Source organism: Pseudomonas sp. MF6767, from assembly GCF_016405475.1.
Taxonomy (GTDB): Bacteria; Pseudomonadota; Gammaproteobacteria; order Pseudomonadales; family Pseudomonadaceae; genus Aquipseudomonas; species Aquipseudomonas paracarnis.
The window spans coordinates 133826-153005 of record NZ_JAEKCY010000010.1; the positions used below are offsets into that span (position 1 = coordinate 133826).

Annotated in this window: 23 protein-coding genes; 13 read left to right on the forward strand and 10 right to left on the reverse strand. The window is 59.1% G+C overall.

What is annotated here, in order from left to right:
- The first annotated feature begins 34 nt into the window (after positions 1–34).
- On the forward strand, positions 35–1672 hold the full coding sequence (locus JFT58_RS17330; RefSeq protein WP_054896307.1) for a hypothetical protein: 1638 nt from the start codon (positions 35–37) through the stop codon (positions 1670–1672).
- Entirely contained in the window at positions 1665–2759 is a 1095-nt protein-coding gene (locus JFT58_RS17335) for an HlyD family secretion protein (protein ID WP_054896306.1), read from the forward strand. Before JFT58_RS17330 ends, JFT58_RS17335 begins: the two co-directional genes overlap by 8 nt.
- 294 nt (positions 2760–3053) lie before the next feature.
- Here JFT58_RS17335 and JFT58_RS17340 read toward each other — a convergent pair whose 3' ends face one another.
- The 3 genes from JFT58_RS17340 to JFT58_RS17350 form a co-directional block, all read right to left on the reverse strand.
- A complete protein-coding gene (locus JFT58_RS17340) occupies positions 3054–3623 on the reverse strand; it encodes a type 1 glutamine amidotransferase family protein (RefSeq protein ID WP_034126170.1) in 570 nt (189 codons plus the stop codon).
- A gap of 155 nt (positions 3624–3778) precedes the next feature.
- Positions 3779–3937: a hypothetical protein gene (locus tag JFT58_RS17345; RefSeq protein ID WP_155290827.1), complete on the reverse strand. Its 159-nt coding sequence runs from the start codon at positions 3935–3937 to the stop codon at positions 3779–3781.
- Positions 3938–4285 (reverse strand): hypothetical protein, encoded by a 348-nt coding sequence (locus JFT58_RS17350; protein WP_054896305.1) that lies wholly within the window; start codon positions 4283–4285, stop codon positions 3938–3940. It abuts the gene before it with no gap.
- 289 nt (positions 4286–4574) lie between these two features.
- On the opposite strand from JFT58_RS17350, the gene JFT58_RS17355 reads away from it, so the two are divergent.
- Positions 4575–5249 (forward strand): response regulator transcription factor, encoded by a 675-nt coding sequence (locus JFT58_RS17355; protein WP_034126172.1) that lies wholly within the window; start codon positions 4575–4577, stop codon positions 5247–5249.
- The gene (locus tag JFT58_RS17360) at positions 5242–6570 is read left to right on the forward strand and encodes a sensor histidine kinase (RefSeq protein ID WP_054896304.1); all 1329 of its coding nucleotides are present in this window, start codon (positions 5242–5244) and stop codon (positions 6568–6570) included. The genes JFT58_RS17355 and JFT58_RS17360 overlap by 8 nt, the downstream gene beginning before the upstream one ends.
- Before the next feature lie 10 nt (positions 6571–6580).
- On the opposite strand, the gene JFT58_RS17365 is transcribed toward JFT58_RS17360, so the two are convergent.
- Positions 6581–7021: a hotdog fold domain-containing protein gene (locus JFT58_RS17365; protein WP_003192702.1), complete on the reverse strand. Its 441-nt coding sequence runs from the start codon at positions 7019–7021 to the stop codon at positions 6581–6583.
- A 134-nt stretch (positions 7022–7155) separates the two neighbouring features.
- On the opposite strand from JFT58_RS17365, the gene JFT58_RS17370 reads away from it, so the two are divergent.
- The 5 genes from JFT58_RS17370 to JFT58_RS17390 all read left to right on the forward strand — a co-directional run bounded on the left by JFT58_RS17370 (position 7156) and on the right by JFT58_RS17390 (position 11668).
- Positions 7156–7773 carry a TetR/AcrR family transcriptional regulator gene (locus JFT58_RS17370; RefSeq protein WP_054896303.1) on the forward strand — a complete coding sequence of 206 codons (618 nt, stop codon included), beginning with the start codon at positions 7156–7158 and terminating at the stop codon, positions 7771–7773.
- 526 nt (positions 7774–8299) lie between these two features.
- A complete protein-coding gene (locus tag JFT58_RS17375; protein WP_103299821.1) occupies positions 8300–9511 on the forward strand; it encodes a YeeE/YedE family protein in 1212 nt (403 codons plus the stop codon).
- Entirely contained in the window at positions 9501–10034 is a 534-nt protein-coding gene (locus JFT58_RS17380) for a GNAT family N-acetyltransferase (RefSeq protein ID WP_054896301.1), read from the forward strand. Before JFT58_RS17375 ends, JFT58_RS17380 begins: the two co-directional genes overlap by 11 nt.
- A 91-nt stretch (positions 10035–10125) precedes the next feature.
- Positions 10126–10668 carry a cysteine hydrolase family protein gene (locus JFT58_RS17385; RefSeq protein ID WP_054896300.1) on the forward strand — a complete coding sequence of 181 codons (543 nt, stop codon included), beginning with the start codon at positions 10126–10128 and terminating at the stop codon, positions 10666–10668.
- Positions 10669–10672: 4 nt separating this feature from the next.
- Positions 10673–11668, forward strand: a complete 996-nt coding sequence (locus JFT58_RS17390; protein ID WP_054896299.1) for a GlxA family transcriptional regulator — start codon at positions 10673–10675, stop codon at positions 11666–11668.
- Here JFT58_RS17390 and JFT58_RS17395 read toward each other — a convergent pair.
- The 3 genes from JFT58_RS17395 to JFT58_RS17405 form a co-directional block, all read right to left on the reverse strand.
- Positions 11640–11810 carry a DUF2986 domain-containing protein gene (locus tag JFT58_RS17395; protein ID WP_069558568.1) on the reverse strand — a complete coding sequence of 57 codons (171 nt, stop codon included), beginning with the start codon at positions 11808–11810 and terminating at the stop codon, positions 11640–11642. The genes JFT58_RS17390 and JFT58_RS17395 overlap by 29 nt on opposite strands.
- 197 nt (positions 11811–12007) lie before the next feature.
- Complete coding sequence (locus JFT58_RS17400; protein ID WP_054896298.1) at positions 12008–13033, reverse strand: alpha/beta hydrolase family protein; 1026 nt, start codon at positions 13031–13033, stop codon at positions 12008–12010.
- A gap of 94 nt (positions 13034–13127) precedes the next feature.
- Positions 13128–13958 (reverse strand): alpha/beta fold hydrolase, encoded by an 831-nt coding sequence (locus JFT58_RS17405; RefSeq protein WP_032896079.1) that lies wholly within the window; start codon positions 13956–13958, stop codon positions 13128–13130.
- Positions 13959–14135: 177 nt separating this feature from the next.
- Here JFT58_RS17405 and JFT58_RS17410 point away from each other — a divergent pair, with 177 nt between their 5' ends.
- Positions 14136–14594, forward strand: coding sequence for a MerR family transcriptional regulator (locus JFT58_RS17410; RefSeq protein WP_034126375.1), 459 nt, complete (start codon positions 14136–14138; stop codon positions 14592–14594).
- Positions 14595–14608: 14 nt separating this feature from the next.
- Here the strand turns inward: JFT58_RS17410 and JFT58_RS17415 are convergent, their stop codons facing one another.
- The 3 genes from JFT58_RS17415 to JFT58_RS17425 form a co-directional block, all read right to left on the reverse strand.
- Positions 14609–15535, reverse strand: coding sequence for an acetoacetate decarboxylase family protein (locus tag JFT58_RS17415; RefSeq protein ID WP_034126376.1), 927 nt, complete (start codon positions 15533–15535; stop codon positions 14609–14611).
- Positions 15536–15641: 106 nt separating this feature from the next.
- A complete protein-coding gene (locus JFT58_RS17420; RefSeq protein WP_034126180.1) occupies positions 15642–16382 on the reverse strand; it encodes a type 1 glutamine amidotransferase domain-containing protein in 741 nt (246 codons plus the stop codon).
- A gap of 189 nt (positions 16383–16571) precedes the next feature.
- Positions 16572–16907, reverse strand: a complete 336-nt coding sequence (locus tag JFT58_RS17425) for a DUF6124 family protein (protein WP_032902107.1) — start codon at positions 16905–16907, stop codon at positions 16572–16574.
- A gap of 631 nt (positions 16908–17538) precedes the next feature.
- Between JFT58_RS17425 and JFT58_RS17430 the strand changes: the two genes are divergently transcribed.
- The 3 genes from JFT58_RS17430 (at position 17539) to JFT58_RS17440 (ending at position 19170) form a co-directional block, all read left to right on the forward strand.
- On the forward strand, positions 17539–17841 hold the full coding sequence (locus tag JFT58_RS17430) for a type II toxin-antitoxin system RelE/ParE family toxin (protein WP_054896297.1): 303 nt from the start codon (positions 17539–17541) through the stop codon (positions 17839–17841).
- A gap of 1 nt (position 17842) precedes the next feature.
- Entirely contained in the window at positions 17843–18217 is a 375-nt protein-coding gene (locus JFT58_RS17435) for an addiction module antidote protein (protein WP_054896296.1), read from the forward strand.
- 317 nt (positions 18218–18534) lie between these two features.
- Positions 18535–19170, forward strand: a complete 636-nt coding sequence (locus JFT58_RS17440) for a lytic polysaccharide monooxygenase auxiliary activity family 9 protein (RefSeq protein WP_054896295.1) — start codon at positions 18535–18537, stop codon at positions 19168–19170.
- Positions 19171–19180: the final 10 nt, after the last annotated feature.

The following is a 19180-nucleotide window of genomic DNA, read 5'->3' on the forward strand; positions in this document are numbered from 1 at the left end:
CTGCAGCGACAGCAAAAGAAGGCGTTACCTGCACATGGCCAGCGCTGAATACGTGTTCAAAGCTGACGAGAAACCGGCGATGGCGGGCAGTCCTTATAAGCCCAAGCTGTCGCCGGCCAGGCGTGCCATCTATTTTGTCGTAGGCTTATTCCTCGGAACCTGCACGACGCTGTGCAACGGCCTGGTGGCGAGCAATCTAGGCGTAATCTCTGGCTCTATTGGCGAGTACACGGCTCAGGTCTCATGGTTGGTGGCAGTTTTTTTGGCGATCAATGCCAGCGCCAACCTGACCTTGGTCAAGGCCCGGATGCAGTTCGGAATCCCTTTGGTTACGGCAAGCATTGTCGGTACCTACATCGCTGCCTGCGTGCTGCAGTTACTGTGGCCCACTCTGACAACTGCGGTCATTGCCACGGCGATCAACGGCTTGATGTGCGCGACGTTGATCGCCTTGAGTACCTATTATCTGATGCAGGCCCTAGCCCCATCGGCCCAGCCGATGGCCCTGATTATCAGCGTAGGGCTTACCCAGATAGGATCGCCGGTGGCGCGCATGATTCCCGTGGAATTTCTCGCCTCGGAACATTGGCTGGGGCTGCACTTGTTGAATCTGGGCATTGGTATGGCGGTGTTGGGTGTGACGTTGGCGGTGCCTTTGCCACGCAGTGATAGGGCCAGCGTGTTTTCTGCCTCGGACGCAGTGGTGATTGTATTGCTGGTTTCATCCTTCCTGCTGTTTGCCGGTGTGCTTGGCCTCGGCCGGAGCTATTGGTGGACCGACGCGCCCTTTCTCGGCTGGATGCTGGTGGCGGCTATCTCGTTGCTGGTGACGGTGGTGTTCATTGAACGACGTCGGCGTCAGCCGCTGTTGCAATTGGAATGGCTGGGCAGTTTCGACTTGATGCGTTTTGTTGCGATTGCGCTGCTGGTTCGGCTATCGCTGGCCGAGCAGACTTTCGGCTCGGTAGGTTTGCTATCAATGGGCGGGCTCAATAACGATCAGTTGCGTGTCCTGTTTGCGTGCGTACTGGTGTCGATGCTGATGGGGATCGTCGTCGCTTGCCTGACGTTGTCGCCCAAACGTATCCCCTGGCAGGTCATGGTCGCGGCGTTGTTTATCGCAACGGGAGCGTATCTGGACTCGCAATCCACCAGCCTCACGCGTGCGCCGCAACTGTACCTGAGCCAGTGTTTGATTGGGTTCGGTGCGACGCTGTTCATCGGGCCTGCCTTGATCTTTGGCTTTCTCAAACTGTTCGCGAAGGGACCTCAGTACATGATCACGCTCGTGGTCCTGTACGGGGCGAGCCAGAGTATCGGTAGCCTGGCAGGGTCGGCTGTAATGGGCAGCTACGAGTTCATCAGAACCCAGTCCCATATCGCTAGCCTGGCGGACAGTACGCCGATCACCAATCCTCTTGTCGTAGCGCGCCTCGGCATTGGCGAGGCGTTGCTTTCGAGTCATATAGCCGACCCGGAACAGCGTCAGAAACAGGGCAGCAAGCTGCTAGGACAAGCGTTGCAGCAACAGGCTAGCGTACTGGCATTCAATGACGTCTTTCGCATCGTGTCAGTGCTGGCTTTTGGCACCGCGATGTATGTGTTTTATCTGCAGATGTCGGCTTTTTTCCTCTCGCGCATCCGTCGCGAGCCTGAGAACGTAAATGACTGATTCCATGACTGCTCCATCGGATGTTGAACACACTGCTTCTCATTGGTCGCCCCCGCCCCGTGGCCGTTTGCAAGGCATCATCATGGTGGTGGCTGCGATTGGCGTTATTACGATCGTCCTGTACATCTGGAAGTTGCCGCCTTTTGACGCAGGTCTGCAACAGACAGATAACGCCTATGTGAGGGGGAGAACCACGGTGATTGCCCCTCAGGTCAGCGGCTATATCGTCCAGGTGGCCGGGCAAGATTTCGCGCAGGTCAAGCGAGGCGAGGTCCTTGTGCGTATTGACGATGAGGTCTATCAGGCGCAGGTAGATGAGGCGACGGCCAATCTTGGCGTCGCCAATGCCGACCTCTCCAACAACCAGCAGGCGCACGCTGCTCGCATGGCGGGCATCGAGAGTCAAGTTGCAGCTATGGCCGGTGCGCAGGCGCGCTTATTGCGTGCCCGCGCTGACATGCAGCGCGCAAACGCGTTGGTCATGGATGGCGCCATTTCTACGCGCGAGCGCGACCAGGCACGAGCCGATTTCAGTCAAGCCCAGGCCGAGGTACAGCAGGCGGGTGCGCAAGAGTCGATTGCTCGGGAGGAGTTGCGTACCGTGGATGTCGGCCGTGAAGGTCTGGAAGCCCAGGTGCGGGTGGCACAGGCAAAACTGCGTGCGGCTCAGATTGATCTTAATCACACGGTCATCCAGGCGCCGGAGGACGGCGTGCTCGGAGAAGTGGGCGTGCGGTTGGGCCAATTCGTGACCCACGGGACCCAATTGATGTCGGTAGTGCCCGCTGATCGCTGGATAGTCGCGAACTACAAGGAGGCGCAGACTAAGGCTATTGCGCCCGGGCAGACCGCGACGCTCAGGATTGATGCGTTAGGAGGTGCGACGCTAAAGGGGCATGTCGAGCGGCTCTCACCAGCGACGGGCTCGGAATTCGCGGTGCTCAAGCCGGACAATGCAACGGGCAATTTCGTCAAGGTACCGCAGCGTATCGGGGTGCGCATATCTGTTGATCCGGACCAGCCTTTCGAGTCTTCGCTGCGCCCGGGCATGTCGGTTGAGGTCGATGTCGATACGCGTCATCGGTGAGGAGGCGGCTATCAGCATTCAGTTGCTGTTGAGAGTCCCAGGACCCCTCCGTGAATTTCCCTGACTTCTTACGAGCTGAAAGCATCAGCGCTTTTTGAGCATCATTGAGTTCGCGGAACCGGGCGATTTTGTTGACCTCGTCAGGCGGCATGTTCAGACATATCCACCACTCAATCAGGTTCAGCATCGGTTCTGCCGCTTTGGGTATTGGAGGAGCGGTTCAACGGTGAAGCGCGCTACGGCCCGGTAACAGGCCGCAGCGCCGAGGAGAGGGGAGAGAAAAAGCGAAAGGGTTCAGCCGTGAATATGTTCAGCCGCATGCATGGCCAGGTAGGCATCCAGCTTCTTGTCTTTCAAACCCAAGGTGTCGAGAATTTGCGCCATGAAACTGACCGGCGCGCTGCCAGGAGCCGTGACCACTCCCTGGTCGGCAACGGCGTACGGTACGTCTTGGTAATAATCTGCTCCGCGATAATGCACCTGCTTGAGGTTGTCAGCGGAGTTGGAGGTGTGCTGCAAGTGATCCAGCACTCCAGCCTTGGCCAGTACGCGGGTACCGTCACAGATTCCCGCCACGACGATGTTCCTGGCGTGAGCCTCACGGACCAGCGCCTCGATGGCGGGGGCGTTGTCTGTTCTCCAGATCGGGCCTCCCGGCACAATCAGCAAGTCGACATCGTCCAGCCGAATGGCCTCGATGGCCAGGTCGGGAATGATGGTCATGCCACCGGATGATGTCACTTGCTTGCCACCGGGAGCGGCAAAACAAGTCTCGAAGCCATAGTAGGCACGGCCCGTGGAATTGATCAGCGCGGGCTCCCAGTCAGAAAAATTCTCGGTGAGGATAGTAACGGCACGTACCATTTGAGTGTCCTTCTCAAGTTTCCATGATAATCAGCAGCAACCTGCCCAGCAGGGTTGTCCTGGTGGGCATTGCTGTCGAGTGTACTCGCCAGCGGGGCTGATGAATGGTGTGGTGGAGTATTGGCAGTATGTGTTTCAACTGGCAATGACAGTGATCAACGCGGCGGCATGTTCAGGCGTGAAACGTTGAGAGGGTGTTCTGGTGCGCTGCGCAGCTCGCCGTTGGCGACCTGGCCTGGCAGCAAGTCTGCCTCCAGCGCAGCGGCTTTAGAGCGGCCCGGCGCCTGCACTGGGTAAGCATAAAGGCTGTGCATCTAAAACGTGCGCGGTGATTGAGCCGCTGGCGGGATGGAGTCGAACCGTTGCGCAAGGCTCCAGCCTGATAGCCGCTGCAGCTCATCGACATCCATCGACTCATCTTCCTGCGCGGTGTAGCACTCGTCACCACTGCGCCTGTCATCGGGATAGACCATAAAACCACCACGGCCGTCAGGGCAGTCGGGCAGATACACCGAGGTCAGGTTGCGTTGCTCATCGAGGTGCGCATTCAAGCGAGCGATATAGACACCCATCGAAACCGCCACACCAATAACCAGCACCACGCAGGCGACCAACTGGCTGGCATAGCTGGCGCCCAGCTCATCACGACGCACGGGTGACATGACACGACCCTGTCTGCTCAACATTCTGGCCAATCAGAAACCAGCCACTGCCTCCCATGCGTACCAACTGAGTTTGCTGTGGAAGGATGCCCACCATCAGGGCGAGGAAAATCACGGCTAACAGCACCCCTTTGATCATCGAATACAGGTTCATGACGGTGACGAGCTCTGGATAAGAAGAGCCTTAGCCTAAGCAGCGCGGGGTTAACACCAGGTAAACATCGCAGGAAACAGCCTGACTTCCGCTATCCTTCACACCGCTGAGCACCATCTGCCCGAGGGTTTTTCCGTGCATATTCATCTGCTGCTGGTCGAGGACAACCTGGACTTGGCCACTACTGTCATCGAGTACCTGGAGATCAGCGGTATCGTCTGCGATCACGCCAGCAATGGCCAGGCCGGGCTCAACCTGGCGCTCAACCAGCATTATGACGTCATTCTGCTGGACATCATGCTGCCGCGACTGAACGGCCAGCAGTTGTGCGCAGGGTTACGCCAGCAAGGCATCCAGACCCCCATCCTGATGCTGACCTCGCTGGATGCGTTGCCCGACAAGCTCGCCAGTTTTGCTGCGGGAGCCGACGACTATCTGGTCAAGCCGTTCGAGCTTGCCGAGCTGGTGGCGCGGATTCGCGCCTTGAGCCTGCGGCGCAGCGGCCAGACCAGCCGCCTGCAAGTGGACGACTTGGTCATGGAGCTGACCACCCGCAAAGTCAGCCGGGCAGGGCAGGAGCTGCATCTGTCACCCATTTGCTGGGCCTTGCTGGAGCACTTGATGCGCGCCAGCCCCGAGCCTGTTCCCAGGGAGCGGTTGGAAAGCAAAATCTGGGGCGATGAGCCGCCCGACAGTAATACGCTCAAAGTGCATATGCATCGGCTGCGCAAGACGGTAGACAAACCTTTTGGCCGGCCATTGATCCATACCCTGGCGGGTGTCGGCATCCAGGTAAAGGCCCATGCGTAGCGGCCTGAGCCTGAAGTGGGTAATCAGCGGCAGTTTCCTGTGTCTGATTGCGGTGGTGCTGGTGATCTATAGCAGGCTGCTACCTGAATTCACCGTGCGCGGCCTGTTCTACACCGCCAGCGCGATGATGGAGGAGGAAGCCCTGTATTTTCTCCGGCATTACAAACAGGACCCGACCACGCCGACGCCGCACAATTACTACTACACCAGCGTCATCGGCAAGGAGGCGTTGCCGCAGGACGTGCGCGAGTTGCTGAATGCACCGCCGAGCCTGTCCTTTGGTGCGGTGAATATCTTCGGCGATCTCTATTCCGATGACGACGAGGCGCCGTTCCATATCGTTCTCGAACAACCTCTGGGCGACGGCAAAACCCTCTACATGTATGACATCGACCACGATAAGGAAGTAGGGGGAGAGGTGGAGACGCCATTGTCCGACGCCTACTTTGACCAGGTACTGGAAAGCGTCCAGCTCATCAGCCTGGCCGTATTCGTGCCGGCGCTGATTATCATCGCGCTGTTGGTGTGGTGGTTGGTGCGTCCGCTGGGACGTCTGATCCAATGGTCCAGCACCCTGAACAATCCTGACGCCCTGGCCAGCGAGCGGCCGGGTTTCAACTTCAAGGAGTTCAATATGTTGGCCGATGCCCTGGCCAAAAGTGTTGAACAAGTGCAGGCCGCCAGCCAGCGAGAAGGCCGTCTGTTGCGCTACACCAGCCATGAACTGCGCACGCCGCTGGCGGTGCTCAAGGCCAATATCGAATTGTTGGCCCTGCAATCGGGTGGTGTGCTACCACCCTCGTTGCAGCGCGTAGAACGCTCGGTGCTCAATATGCAGCTCATCGCCGAGACATTGCTGTGGATGAGCCGCGAACGTCCAGAGTCGTTGCCCGAGGAAGACGTTAATCTGAGCGAAGTAGTTGGCGAACTGATTGAAAGGCACCGCTACCTGATCGGTCACCGGGATATTGAGCTAAGCATCGACATCCACAACGAACCTTGCCGGCTGCCCCCTACGGCGTGCCGTATCGTGATCGGCAACTTCCTGCGCAATGCGCTGCAATACGCGGAAGAGGGCACGGTAGATATCAGTTTCAAATACCCCCGGCTGGTGATTGCCAATTACATCAGTGAGGTCAAGCCGCGGCAGGAGTCCGATGATTTTGGGTATGGGCTTGGGTTGCAGTTGATGCGGCAGTTGTGCGCAAAGCTGGGCTGGCAGATTGAGGTGATCCGCGAGCAGCAACGGTTTACGGTCATTCTTGATTTAACGAATGTACGGGACACGCCGCCGGCAGACGGCGCACCTGGAGTCTGTTGAACGATTGTGTCTAAGCGAGCTTCACATTCATGGTGATGTGGGCGGTGAAGACCTTGACGCCGCCCGCATCGAAGATCTCCACCGGCACGATCTTGTCTCCGGCGGTTTGCCAATCGATAGCGCTGCCATCGGCAACAGCGCGGATATCGGTTTTCGCCTTGGCCAGATATTCCACAGTCATGCCTTTGGGAATCCAGCGTGCGCCTGCGGGGATCGACGCGTCGGTCATCATGCCGCCGGCCAGTTCGGCGGCGTTGCACAGTGCGATGGCATGCACCGAGGCCAGGTGATTGGTGATTTCCTTGCGAAACGGCACGGTGACCACCGCATGGTTGGGTTTGAGCTCCGCGATCTCGGGAGTGATGGTGCTGAAGTAGGGTGCCATTTGGCACGCCAGGTTGCTGAATGCGGCGGGGCCTACGCTATTGAACATGCTCAGGGCTTGGCTCATCGGAATATCCTCAAGGGTCATTTACAGAATAATATTCTGTAACGGAACAATATTCTGTTGATTCCACGACTGTCAACCTGAGCTTTCTCTGCCGGTCGTTCAGCCTATAAACTGTTTTGATTTGGCGTTCCTCCATGCACTCCATCGATCTCATCGAGCGCACCTTCCCCGGCAGGCGCAGCGACCTCAAGCGCATCATCCTGCGCGAAGCACTGGCGTGTTTTAACGAGGTGGGCATCGAGGCGACCTCTATCGAAACCATTCGCGCGCGCTGCGACACCAGCGTGGGCGCTATCTATCACCACTTCGGCAATAAAGAAGGGTTGGTCGCTGCGCTGTTCTTTGCGGCGCTGGAGGACCAGGCCAGTCTGCGTGACCACTATCTGCAAGCAGCGGACACCGCCCACGCAGGCGTCGTCGGGCTGGTGTACAGCTACGTTGAATGGGTGACCGCACAGCCGGACTGGGCGCGGTTCGTGTTCCAAAGCCGTTTTGCCGTCTCCAGCGGCCCGTTCAAGGACGAGCTGCTTGCACGCAATAAACAGCGCAACCAACAGTTGAAGGAGTGGATGAGCGGGGAAGGGCGCAAGGAGCATTTCAGTCACTTGCCTGCCGAGCTGATCCCTTCGCTGATCATTGGCGCGGCGGAAAGTTATTCGCGTGCGTGGTTGTCGGCGAAGGTCAAAAAGAACCCATTTGAATACCGCGAACTGCTGGCTGAAGCAGCGTGGAAGTCGATCAGCCTGGGTTAGTCAGTCCTCCATCCCCTGTGGGAGCTGTCGAGCTTCAGCGAGGCTGCGAAAGCGGTAGTTCAGGCGCTGAAGATTTTGCCTGTGCCGCCGCCATCGCAGCCTCGCTGGGGCTCGACAGCTCCCACATTTGGGCGGTGTTATTGTCGAGAGTCGTGTTTGGCGCGATGGCCCTGCAAACCGATATTCCACATAGACCGCCGATCTCCTGTGGGAGCTGTCGAGCTTTAGCGAGGCTGCGATAGCGGTGGTTCAGGCGATGAAGAGGTTGCCTGTGCCGCCGCCATCGCAGCCTCGCTGGAGTTCGACAGCTCCCACATTTGGACGGTGTTGCTGTCGAGAATTGTGTTTGGCGCGATGGGCCTGCAAAGCGTGATTCCACATACACAACCGATCCCCTGTGGGAGCTGTCGAGCTTTAGCGAGGCTGCGAAAGCGGTGGTTCAAACGATGATCCTTTCGGTAATGCCCCACCTGATCAAATTCCTTCTGAGGCTATACTTGCCTCCTTCCAACCAATCGAGAACCCCATGAGCACGTCTCTTTCCCTGACGCCCGTGCGCAAGCCCGTCGCGCCACTGATTGCCTTTATCATCCTGGTGGCGGGCGCGCTGTTCCTGCAGAACATGGTTGGCGCACGCCAGGTGTTGCTGCTGGTGGTCGGCGCCGCGCTGGGCCTGACGCTCTATCACGCAGCCTTCGGTTTCACCTCGGCCTGGCGCGTGTTTATCAATGATCGGCGTGGCGCTGGCTTGCGTGCGCAGATGGTGATGCTGGCGGTGGCGGTGCTGCTGTTTTTCCCGGCGCTGGGCGCAGGCACTTTGTTCGGTCAGCCGGTCGTGGGGCTGGTGGCGCCGGCGGGTGTGTCGGTGGTGTTCGGGGCGTTTATCTTCGGGATCGGCATGCAGCTGGGCGGCGGCTGTGCGTCGGGAACCTTGTTCACCGTCGGCGGCGGTAATGCGCGGATGTTGGTGACACTGCTGTTCTTTATCTGTGGCTCGTTGATCGCCACCCATCACGTCGACTGGTGGTTTGCACTGCCATCGTTCCCGGCGGTTTCCATTGTCAAAAGTTTCGGTGTGCTGCCGGCGCTGGTCCTGAGCCTGGCGGTGTTCGCGCTGATTGCTATGGTGACCGTGCGCCTGGAAAAACGTCGCTATGGTCAACTTGAACAAGGCGTGCAAAGCGAGCACCAAGGGCTACGCCGCTTTCTGCGTGGGCCATGGCCGTTAGTGTGGGGCGCGATTGGCCTGGCGCTGCTCAACTACGCCACCCTGGCCTTGGCTGGGCGGCCGTGGGGCATTACCTCGGCGTTCGCGCTGTGGGGCGCCAAGGTGGCGAGCGGGCTGGGCGTGGACGTTGCCAGCTGGGCATTCTGGGAGATGCCGGGCAATGCCAAGGCCCTGGCTGCACCGGTGTGGGAAGACATCACCAGCGTCATGGACATCGGCATTGTCCTCGGCGCGCTGCTGGCCTCTGGCCTGGCCGGGCGTTTCGCGCCCAGCCTGAATATTCCAGCGCGCTCGTTGATCGCGGCTGTGATCGGCGGCCTGATGCTTGGCTACGGTTCGCGCCTAGCCTATGGCTGCAACATCGGCGCGTACTTCAGTGGCATCGCCTCGGGCAGCCTGCATGGCTGGGTGTGGCTGGTGGCGGCCTTTATCGGCAACGGCGTGGGCGTGCGCCTGCGGCCCTTCTTCTTTGCGGGCGAACGGCCCCAGGTGGCCTTGAGTGGCTGCTGAGCAGTCCACCCACATTCGCCTGGCGCGCGCGCAAGATGCCGGTTTGTTGCCCGCCATCGAGCAGAGCGCAGCCCAGGCATTTCGCGCAATCGAAGGGCTGGCTTGGCTGGCGGATGCCGCGCCGATCGGCGTCGAGTGCCATCGGCAGTGGATCGCGTTATCGACCTGTTGGGTGGTGGTTGATGACCACGATCACCCTCAAGGCTTCCTCAGCGCAGAACGCTTTGGCGACGACCTGCATATCCATGAAGTGTCGGTTGCCCAGCCGCTGCAAGGCCAGGGCTGGGGGCGCAGATTGGTGGAAACGGCGATAGAGCATGCCCGCGCCCAACACCTGCGTGCGGTGACGCTGACCACCTTCAAGCATGTACCCTGGAATGCTCCGTTCTACCGGCGCCTGGGCTTTGCAATTCACGTCGATCCGCGTCTGGAAACGATCCTGACGGATGAATACGCCCATGGCTTCGAACCCGGCAGCCGTTGTGCCATGGCGTGCCCGGTGACATGTCCGAATCCGTCCTGAAGTAGTCTGCCTTGCGTCTGTCGCGCACTGTGGGTGGTCCTTACCATGGCGTGCATCGTTTACCCACTGATGCAAGCCACAAGGACTGTCCATGACCCATAAAGCCCTGATCGTGATCGACGCGCAACATTCCTTCCGCCATTCAACCTATTGGTCCGAAAATGACCTGCCCGACTATCTGGAAAAACAGCAGGCCCTCATCGATGGCTGTGTTCAGCGGGGCATCCCGGTGATACAAGTCTTCCATGTTGAAGACCAAGGGCATTTCTCTATGCAATCGGGCAACGTCAGGGCATTGAGCGAACTATCGATCAATCCGCAGTTGGTGATCCACAAGCGTTACCACAGCGCCTTCGCCGGTACGCCCCTGGCCGCTCGCCTCACGGAGATGGACGTCACCACGCTGATCATCAGTGGCATCCGGACCGAGCAATGCTGCGAGACCACCACGCGGCAGGCGTCGGACAGCGGCTTCAAGGTGGACTTTGTCAGTGAAGCGACATTGACGTTCCCCATGACCCACCTGCGTAGCGGCCGGGAGTACACCTCTGCGCAAATCCGCGAACGCACGGAGCTGGTGCTGGAAGAGCGTTTTGCGCGCATCGTCACGGTCGAACAGGCCTTGGAAGGATGAACCTGTGAGCGTACCGGTGCTGTTCGTGCTGTTGCCCAATGTGCTGATGCTCGACCTGGCGGGGCCTGCTGAAGTGTTGCGCCTGGCCGCGCAAGCCGAGGACCCGGCGGCGGTGGATTTCGACCTGCAGTACGTCAGCCCGGTGGAGTCGCTGCACAGCTCCATCGGCTTGCCACTGACCGGGCTGGCGCCCCTGCCGCAGACTCTGGAACCCGGCACGCTGGTGGTGCTGGTGGGCTCCACGATGAACGTATCAAAGGCCCACCAAAAGGCTTTCGAATCGGCCAGCCATCAGCTCACCCTGTGGTTGCAAAACGTCTTCGCGCCCTCGGCCGGACGCCTGGTGTGCGTGTGCGCCGGCGCGTTGAGTGCCGCCAGGGCCGGGCTGCTCGATGGGCGCCAATGCACCACGCACCATTCGCTGTGCGCCACCTTGCAAGCCCTCGCACCCAAGGCCCGGGTCCTGGAAAACCGGCTGTACGTCACCGACGGCCCGGTCAGTTGCAGCGCCGGTATCACGGCGGGTATCGACCTGATGCTGCACCTGGTTGCCGAACTGGCCGGGCCACGCTTGGCCTGCGCCGTGGCGCGGGACATGGTGGTGTACCTGCGCCGCAGCGGCAGCGACCCGCAGCTATCGCCTTGGGTGACCGGGCGCAATCACCTGCACCCGGCGGTCCATCGCGTGCAAGACGCCATCGCCGCCGCCCCCTGCGAGGCCTGGACGCTCACCCGCATGGCAAGCCTGGCCTGCACCAGCAGCCGGCACCTGGCGCGCCTGTTCCAAGAGCATGTCGGCATCCGCCCGTTGGATTACCTGCATCGCCTGCGCCTGGCCGTGGCCCGTGAACTGCTGGCCGAGTCGGCCCTGGACATAGAAGCCATCGCCGAGCGCGCAGGCTTTGGCTCGGCGCGGCATCTGCGGCGTATCTGGGGCAAATATGAAGCGGCCACCCCTTCAGCCATGCGCCTTACTCAGCAGGCGTCTCGACAGCCGTGACCGGCTCTTGGCCGGCCTCGGTCGCCAGCTTCAAACGGTCCGCCTTGCTGATGTATTTGTCTTTGCTTTTTGGCGCCAGCTTGGCACTGGCCTTTTTCGCTTTGGCTTTGAAGAGCTGCTGGAGTTTTTTCTGGCGGTTCATGTCGCGGTGCCTGAGAGGGAAAGGCGCGGATGATACCAGTTTCAACAAATGTAACCGGGCGCTGGGTTAATACCAGTCAGTTAAGGCAGAGCCGGTAACTGTGGCGAGGGAGCTTGCTCCCGCTGGGCTGCGTAGCGGCCCCAAAAAAGCTGGGAGCGCTTCGCACTCCAGCGGGAGCAAGCTCCCTCGCCACGGGCTCAGCGCGCCAGGAACTGGGTGATCAGCGTGGTTATCTGCTGCTGGATCACGGGCCGTGGCCGCGCGCCTTCGCCGTCCTGGCAAATGATGCTGTCGCCGGGCACATCAGCGTCAAGCACCGCTGCCGCCCCCGGTTTGCACTGGGACATAAAACTGAAGTGGTTGGCGTCCTGGATCTCCACATACTGAGTCGACATTTTTGGCAGCCGCTTGGCCATGTCAGCCGATTCCATTTGCGCCGGCAAATCCGCTGACGGCACACCGGCAGCGATTACCAACGCCGGCACCGGCAATGCCGCTAGGCTCGCATCGGTAAAGCCGCGCGACAGGCCCAAGTCCAGAGACACCACAGCGGTCACGCGCTTGTCGCTCAAGTCCGCGGCCACTTGAGCCTTCCCGCTCGGCGTACCTTCAGGGTTCATCTCACGGTAAGCCTTGCACGCCACCAACGTCGGATGGGCGTCGCAGTCCCGGGCAAACAACGCCGGGTCAAAACGCGCCCCCGCGCTCTCCATGACCGTCCAGCCCCCCAGGGAATGGCCTATCACCGCGATCCGGCCACTATCCGCCGCGCCAAATGGCGTGGCCTGCGCCAGCAGCGCATCAATGGCCCGGCTCAAATCCTTGGGCCGTTGCCACAACTGCGCGGCGGCTTGCGCGCTGCGATCCTGGCTGGTGGTGCCAGGGTGATTCACTGCCGCCACGATATACCCCTGCCGGGCCAGCGCACTGGCCAACCACGCCTGCTTGCCCCAATTGCCACCGTAGCCGTGGGAGAGCACCACCACCGGATGTTTACCGGGCGTCGGTGCGGCATCAGGCACCGCAAGCACACCGATGAACACCAGGTTGTCAGCGATCAGCTTGGGTTGGGCGGTGCTGGTGGAGGGGTACCACACGGCCATTTCCAGTGGGCGAATGTTGTGAGTGTCAGGGATGGTGGTGGTTTGGAAACCGATGGGGTCGTTGGCGAGTGCAGGCCCAGTCAGGCTGATCAGGAGCAGGGCGGCGAGGGGGGCTTTCATTGTTTTTATCGTCCTTGAAATGAAGGACGCAGCATGACCTGAAACGAGCGGTTCAGGTAGAGGGGAGGCGGTCACCCGCCCCCCCAATAATCAATCAGCTCCTTATAAACGCCAGCAAATCCGCATTAATCGTATCGGCATGGGTAGTAGGCATGCCATGCGGGAAGCCCGGGTAGATTTTCAGCGTGCTGTTTTTCAACAATTTGGCGGACAGCACCCCGGCATTTTCATGGGGGACGATCTGATCATCGTCGCCATGCATGACCAATACGGGAATCTGGATGCTCTTCAGGTCTTCGGTGAAATCGGTCTGGGAAAATGCCACGATCCCGTCATAGTGCGCCTTGGCACAGCCCATCATGCCTTGCCGCCACCAGTTCAGGATGATGCCCTCGGACGGCTTGGCGCCTGGGCGGTTATAGCCGTAGAAAGGTCCGGCGGGAACGTCCTGATAGAACTGTGCGCGGTTGGCTTTCAGCTGCGCCTGCAAGTCGTCGAACACTGACTTGGGCAGGCCACCAGGATTGCTCGGGGTCTGGACCATCAAAGGAGGGACGGCACTAATGATGGCGGCCTTCGAGACGCGCTCTTCACCGTGGCGGGCGATGTAATGAACCACTTCACCGCCGCCGGTGGAGTGACCGACATGCACCGCAGTTTGTATACCCAGGTGCTCGACCACCGCCGCAACGTCGTCGGCATAGTGGTCCATATCGTGCCCGTCCCAGACCTGGCTGGAACGCCCGTGGCCACGCCGGTCGTGGGCAACGACCCGGTAACCTTCGCCCAGGAAAAACAGCATTTGCGCGTCCCAATCATCTGCGCTCAGTGGCCAGCCATGATGGAAGAAAATGACCTGGGCATCGCGTGGGCCCCAGTCCTTGTAGAAAATTTCAACACCGTCTCGCGTGGTGACGTAGCCCATGTTCGCCTCTCCCAAATGAAATGATGGCCTGATCGAATCGCGATCATGGCGCTGGATTGACCCACTGCGGCCCATGCGTGTCTGGCAAGCGCGCCGCCTACCAATTGCCGCCTTGGCCGCCCAATGACTTTAGGTTTAAAGTCAACTTTAAGGTCAATGGTTTTTTGTGGGTGGTACATGAGAATAGGCGAGTTGGCAAAAATCAGCGGGTTGGCGGCCTCACGCATCCGCTTCTACGAGGCGAGCGGTCTGATCCAATCGGTTGAGCGTAAATCCAACGGCTATCGGGACTATACGCCCGGCACCGAGGCGGTGTTGGAGATCATCAAGGGTGCCCAGGCAGCCGGTTTCTCTCTGGAAGAAATCCGGCAGTTAATGCCCCGCAGTGCCGGTGGTTGGCAGCATGACGAGCTGCTCAGCGGGCTCAAGCACAAGGTCGAGGAAATCGAGGTTCTGCAACAACGGCTGGCCCAGAACAAGGCGCAGTTGCTGAACGTCATCAAGGGCATCGAAGGCAAGCCCGAGGGCATGGCCTGTGCCGAGAATGCGCAGATGCTGATAAACCGTCTGCGCGAGGAAGGGGGCGCTCCAGCCTCATCCACAAAAAAAAGCGCCCGCCGGGCCCCGAGGGCCTGACCGGCGCACGAGGTTCAGCGTTCGCCAATCAGGTTGACGAGCGGCTCTGGCGCATAGAGTGCGCTCTGGAACTCGGGTACGTATTCGTACTTCACCATTTTCCCCAGCTTGAGGTCGCGCAGGTAATCGGACAGGCTGCCATCGCCTAGCGTGAGGGTGGCTGAGTCTGCGTCACGGCTGGAGCCATGGCTGAGCTGGCGGGAAACCGCATACCCATAGGCCAGTTGGCCGTGGTGATCGAGATTGGTGAAACTGCTGGTGACCAGGTCCATATCACGGGACAGCTTCTCAAGCTTTTTAGCCTTGAACGACACGTCCAGTTTGCCGGTCTTGCTATCGGTAATGTCATACACCACCGAGTGCCCATCCTCTTTGCGATCAATGCCGGTCAGCCATTTCGGCAGGTTGTAACCGACCACCCCGCGCACCCGCGCCAGCTCGGTATTCACCGGCAGCTTGAGCACATAGCCCCAAAAGTCCTGCGACATCGACTGGCCCACCAGCGTAAAGGGGCCCAGGTTGGCTTTGCCAGGTTTGTTCGTGATGATCGACACGGCGACTTCGTTATAGGCGTCGTTATCGCAATGCTCATAGGTGTACGCAGTAAACGCGATCAGCCCGCGACCCGGCCAGACTTGCAAGGGCTGCACGGCGGCCAGTACCTGCGGTGGCATCAACGCCCGAAGCTTATCGATGTCGGCTGTATAGACTGCTGTTACCCGACTGTTCTGGTAGTAAAAATTGGGCGAGTAGGATTCAAAACCGATGTCGACCTTGTGCTTTTGCAACCCTTTGAACCAGCTTAAATCAACCCCGGGTAATTCTGCTGCAACCACCGACAACGGCGGGTTGGAGCGAAAGCGGTCGTACAAGCCACCCTTGACGACGGGCACCTGCTGGCCGGCGATATCGATGTGGGTTGTGTCGTTGGGGCTGGGCATCTCGGGCGTTCCGGCCAACGCAAGGTTGGCAAAAGGGGTGAGCAGCAATCCGGTTAAAATGGCGCTTGGAATGTTCAATCGGTTTTCTCCAGAGAGGGGCTAGGCGCTATCGTTCGTGGGACAGCTCGGTTATTACGGCGAGTGCGACGGCCTTGGGCGATTGCGGGTTCTGGCCCGTGATCAGGCGGCCATCGGTGATGACAAATGAGGTGAACGGCACCCAGCCCTTGCGGTAACGCGCCCCTTGGCTCAGCAGCCGGTCTTCAAGCAAGAACGGCACCTCACGCTTCATGCCCGATAGCAGTTCTTCGCGATTGGAGAAGCCGGTGATGTTTTTGCCCTTGATGATCGCGTTGCCCTGTTCATCCTTCAGATCCAGCAGGCCCGCCACACCGTGGCACACGGCCGAGACGATGCCGCCCTGGTTGTAAATGGTTTGGGCGACACGTTGCAGGTCGAGGTTGCCAGGGAAGTCCCACATGACACCGTGGCCGCCGGTGAAGTAGATCGCGCGAAATTGCGACGGATCGACATTGGCGATGGGCAGCGTGTTTTGCAGCCGGGCGCGAAAGGCCGGGGACTGCAACTGTTCACGCGCCGCCTTATCCATGTACAGCCAACCGAGGCTGCGCTCGTCCAGAGGCACAGCACCTCCTTTGGGGCTGGCAAATACCGTCGTGTAGCCAGCCGCTTCCACGACCTCGGTGAAATGCGTCAGCTCTGTCAGCCACAGGCCCGTGGTATCGGGCCTTGAGGGGTAGCTGGCGTGGTTGGTCATGATCACCAGGATCTGGCGATTGTTTGCAGCGGCCGTGGAAGGGCCGGGTTCAGCCTGTGCAAATGTCATAAGCGCGCCACCTATCGCTACCAACGCAAAAGAAATAAGGGTTTTGAGCATGATCCAGGGGCCAGTAATCCTGTCGGTTGGTGCATGCTCACCTTAAACCTCGCTTTAAGGTCAACCCCTGCTTTGGCAAAAAAAAACCGAGTCGTCTTGGGGCGCGACGGCTCGGCTTTTTTTGGGCGTGTTGAACGTTTAGCCAGCTGCTACAGCCGCCTCGCGCTCCATCAACTTATCGACCAACAACATTCCCAGCTCACTTAACTGATGAATCGCCAACGCGACGTCGCGCTGTTTACCGGTCAGTTCATCCGACAGGTCGAGCAGCAGGGCGGTTACTGAGGAAAAGGTTTCATAGCTATTGGCGACGAGCATTTCATTGCTGGCATCGTCGGCAACGCTGAACAGCGGTGTCGAGGGTGGAGGAGAGGGTTCGGCGTTGGGGTTGAGGGCGTGATCGATCGCACGACGGGCTGCCTGATCAAGCTTCAGGTTTGGATCGTTTGGAGGGTTTGGGGTGACTTTGTACATATGCGTAATTCCTGAATGGGGCCGACACCGTTTCGCTACTAAACGAAAGGGTGGCAGCTGTACGCAGGTTAGTGGACCGGGGAATTACACAAAGCCGGCGCGCCCGAAGGCGCCCTACGCACAGCCACCATCAGGCACAGACAGGAACGTCTGATAGATGAAGCTCATGCACTAAATGTAATTGACCCTCGGGCTACTAAACCCGATCACTGAGTTGTCAGCGACCGAGCCACCTTAGAGACGCCCATCCAAGCGCACAAGCCGGCGGATTCTGACGCAACTGTAGGCAATGGAGCAAGGTGGTGCAGCTTGCTGTAGGACGGGTCTACATCAACGCCGGCCCACTCACTCACTCACTCCCTGTAGGAGCGAGCTTGCTCGCGAAAAACCATAGGCGCCGCGTTCATTCTGGATGAACACATTATCTTTACGTTCTTCGCGAGCAAGCTCGCTCCTACAGAGAGGATGCCTCAGTCGCGACGCAACGTTTCGGTCTTGAGGACACAAGCGCTAATAGTATTGCTCGGCTGCCTGCGCGGCGGCTGGACTAGGATTTTTTCTGGCGGTGCACACCGACATTAAAAATTCACTGGCATCTACAAGGAGTAGCCAGTAGGCTACATTTGAATCTGTGACCAATACGATCGGCAGGACGCCCGAGTTCGATACATGGCTCGACGGTATGAAGGATGTGTGGGGTAAGACGGCTGTACTGATCCGCCTGGATCGAGCCGAAGAAAACAATTTTGGCGATTGCCAGCCTGTAGGCGATGGCATGAGTGAAATGCGTGTGTTTGTCGGGCCCGGCTACAGGATTTACTTTGTGCGCACGGGCATCACCGCTTACCTGATGCTGTGGGGAGGCGATAAAACCGACCAGAAACGAGGAATCAAGCGGGCAAAAGAGATTCTCGATGCCCTGAGAGGTCAATGACATGAGTAAGTCGACATTCAAACCAGAGGACATGCCGATCCTCGAGCTGGATACATCCGGCACCAGCGCCTATGAGGCTTCACGTTTCCTTGATAGCCCGCAAACCATCAGTGCCTATCTTGCGCAAAGCATGGCGTGCCATGACCCGCAAGTCCTTATGAAGGCGCTGGCCGAGGTTGCCAAGGCCCAGGGAGTGAACAAGGTTGCCGAAGCGGCGGGGGTGAATCGGGAGAGTCTGTATAAAACCCTGAAAGGCGGCTCAAAGACGCGTTATGAGACGGTCCAGAAGCTGATGCTTGCATTGGGGGTGGAACTGACGGTGCGACCGATTACCGCGACTACCGCTAAAAAAACGGCTGTCATCGGCAAAACCTGATGGACCAAACAGAGGACGGTTTTGATGAAAATAGATACGTCCCTTTTTTTCGACAGAGCGCCCATCCCTTACGAAGGGGATAAAGCCATTTACGAGAGAAGCGTGTTGATATGCGCCTGGTCTTGTAGGAAATCGACCTCTAGTAGCGTAAGGCTTCCTCTATAATACTGGTTGTATATCCAGTATTTGCGGGTCTGCGCGCTCACGAAACGAAAATGAGTGAAAAATGGGCCTGTGGCAAAAAAAAGCCACTCCGTTAGGTTGAGGTCCTCTCCTTCAAGAGGGAGAGTTCTTAATCAAGTGAATGGAGTCACAACATGAACAAACCACAAACCCAGACACCTCTTCGCCATGGTCGTGTCACATCCCCTTCCAGCCGTGGCGCAGTCGCCGTGGATCTTGGCCTGCTGGAAACCTGGCAGGTCAATGAAATGGAAGGCGGCAAGAACTTCCCGGCACTGACGGCCGGTCCGTTCCCGGCGCCTTATCAAACCGACAGTGACAGCGTCACCCCACCCGCCGACGGCGTCATCCTCAGCGGTGGCAAGACCGATGCCCGTGACTGCATCAACTTCACCCACGAGGAAATGGCCAAGAAACTTGGCCGCGCCTTCACCTGGCCGTTGCTCAATGTCGAGCCGGGTCAGACCTTCAAGGTCACCTGGGCATACACCGCGCCGCACACCACCCGTGGTTATCGCTGGCTGATCACCAAGGATGGCTGGGATCCGAAACAGCGCATCACCCGCGCACAACTGGAAACCCAGCCGTTCGCTGAAGACTTCTATGCCCAGGTGCCGTACTACAGCCATGCAGGCGAACTGAAGGCCAAGGTCAATCATGAAGTGAAACTGCCGGCCAACAAGAAGGGCCAGCATGTGATTGTGTTGATGTGGATCGTCGCCAACACCGGCAACGCCTTCTATCAAGCCTTCGACGTGGACTTCAAATAAGCCCGCGCCG

What these genes read in the sequence shown, in the direction of transcription:
- JFT58_RS17415 (WP_034126376.1), bottom strand. Translation starts at nt 15,535, where the DNA reads ATGCCCAGCCCCAACGACACAACCCACATCGATATCGCCGGCCAGCAG.
- JFT58_RS17345 (WP_155290827.1), bottom strand. Translation starts at nt 3,937, where the DNA reads ATGCACAGCCTTTATGCTTACCCAGTGCAGGCGCCGGGCCGCTCTAAA.
- JFT58_RS17330 (WP_054896307.1), top strand. Translation starts at nt 35, where the DNA reads ATGGCCAGCGCTGAATACGTGTTCAAAGCTGACGAGAAACCGGCGATG.
- JFT58_RS17340 (WP_034126170.1), bottom strand. Translation starts at nt 3,623, where the DNA reads ATGGTACGTGCCGTTACTATCCTCACCGAGAATTTTTCTGACTGGGAG.
- JFT58_RS17420 (WP_034126180.1), bottom strand. Translation starts at nt 16,382, where the DNA reads ATGACATTTGCACAGGCTGAACCCGGCCCTTCCACGGCCGCTGCAAAC.
- JFT58_RS17435 (WP_054896296.1), top strand. Translation starts at nt 17,843, where the DNA reads ATGAGTAAGTCGACATTCAAACCAGAGGACATGCCGATCCTCGAGCTG.
- JFT58_RS17335 (WP_054896306.1), top strand. Translation starts at nt 1,665, where the DNA reads ATGACTGATTCCATGACTGCTCCATCGGATGTTGAACACACTGCTTCT.
- JFT58_RS17350 (WP_054896305.1), bottom strand. Translation starts at nt 4,285, where the DNA reads ATGTCACCCGTGCGTCGTGATGAGCTGGGCGCCAGCTATGCCAGCCAG.
- JFT58_RS17385 (WP_054896300.1), top strand. Translation starts at nt 10,126, where the DNA reads ATGACCCATAAAGCCCTGATCGTGATCGACGCGCAACATTCCTTCCGC.
- JFT58_RS17375 (WP_103299821.1), top strand. Translation starts at nt 8,300, where the DNA reads ATGAGCACGTCTCTTTCCCTGACGCCCGTGCGCAAGCCCGTCGCGCCA.
- JFT58_RS17400 (WP_054896298.1), bottom strand. Translation starts at nt 13,033, where the DNA reads ATGAAAGCCCCCCTCGCCGCCCTGCTCCTGATCAGCCTGACTGGGCCT.
- JFT58_RS17440 (WP_054896295.1), top strand. Translation starts at nt 18,535, where the DNA reads ATGAACAAACCACAAACCCAGACACCTCTTCGCCATGGTCGTGTCACA.
- JFT58_RS17405 (WP_032896079.1), bottom strand. Translation starts at nt 13,958, where the DNA reads ATGGGCTACGTCACCACGCGAGACGGTGTTGAAATTTTCTACAAGGAC.
- JFT58_RS17365 (WP_003192702.1), bottom strand. Translation starts at nt 7,021, where the DNA reads ATGAGCCAAGCCCTGAGCATGTTCAATAGCGTAGGCCCCGCCGCATTC.
- JFT58_RS17410 (WP_034126375.1), top strand. Translation starts at nt 14,136, where the DNA reads ATGAGAATAGGCGAGTTGGCAAAAATCAGCGGGTTGGCGGCCTCACGC.
- JFT58_RS17370 (WP_054896303.1), top strand. Translation starts at nt 7,156, where the DNA reads ATGCACTCCATCGATCTCATCGAGCGCACCTTCCCCGGCAGGCGCAGC.
- JFT58_RS17360 (WP_054896304.1), top strand. Translation starts at nt 5,242, where the DNA reads ATGCGTAGCGGCCTGAGCCTGAAGTGGGTAATCAGCGGCAGTTTCCTG.
- JFT58_RS17425 (WP_032902107.1), bottom strand. Translation starts at nt 16,907, where the DNA reads ATGTACAAAGTCACCCCAAACCCTCCAAACGATCCAAACCTGAAGCTT.
- JFT58_RS17395 (WP_069558568.1), bottom strand. Translation starts at nt 11,810, where the DNA reads ATGAACCGCCAGAAAAAACTCCAGCAGCTCTTCAAAGCCAAAGCGAAA.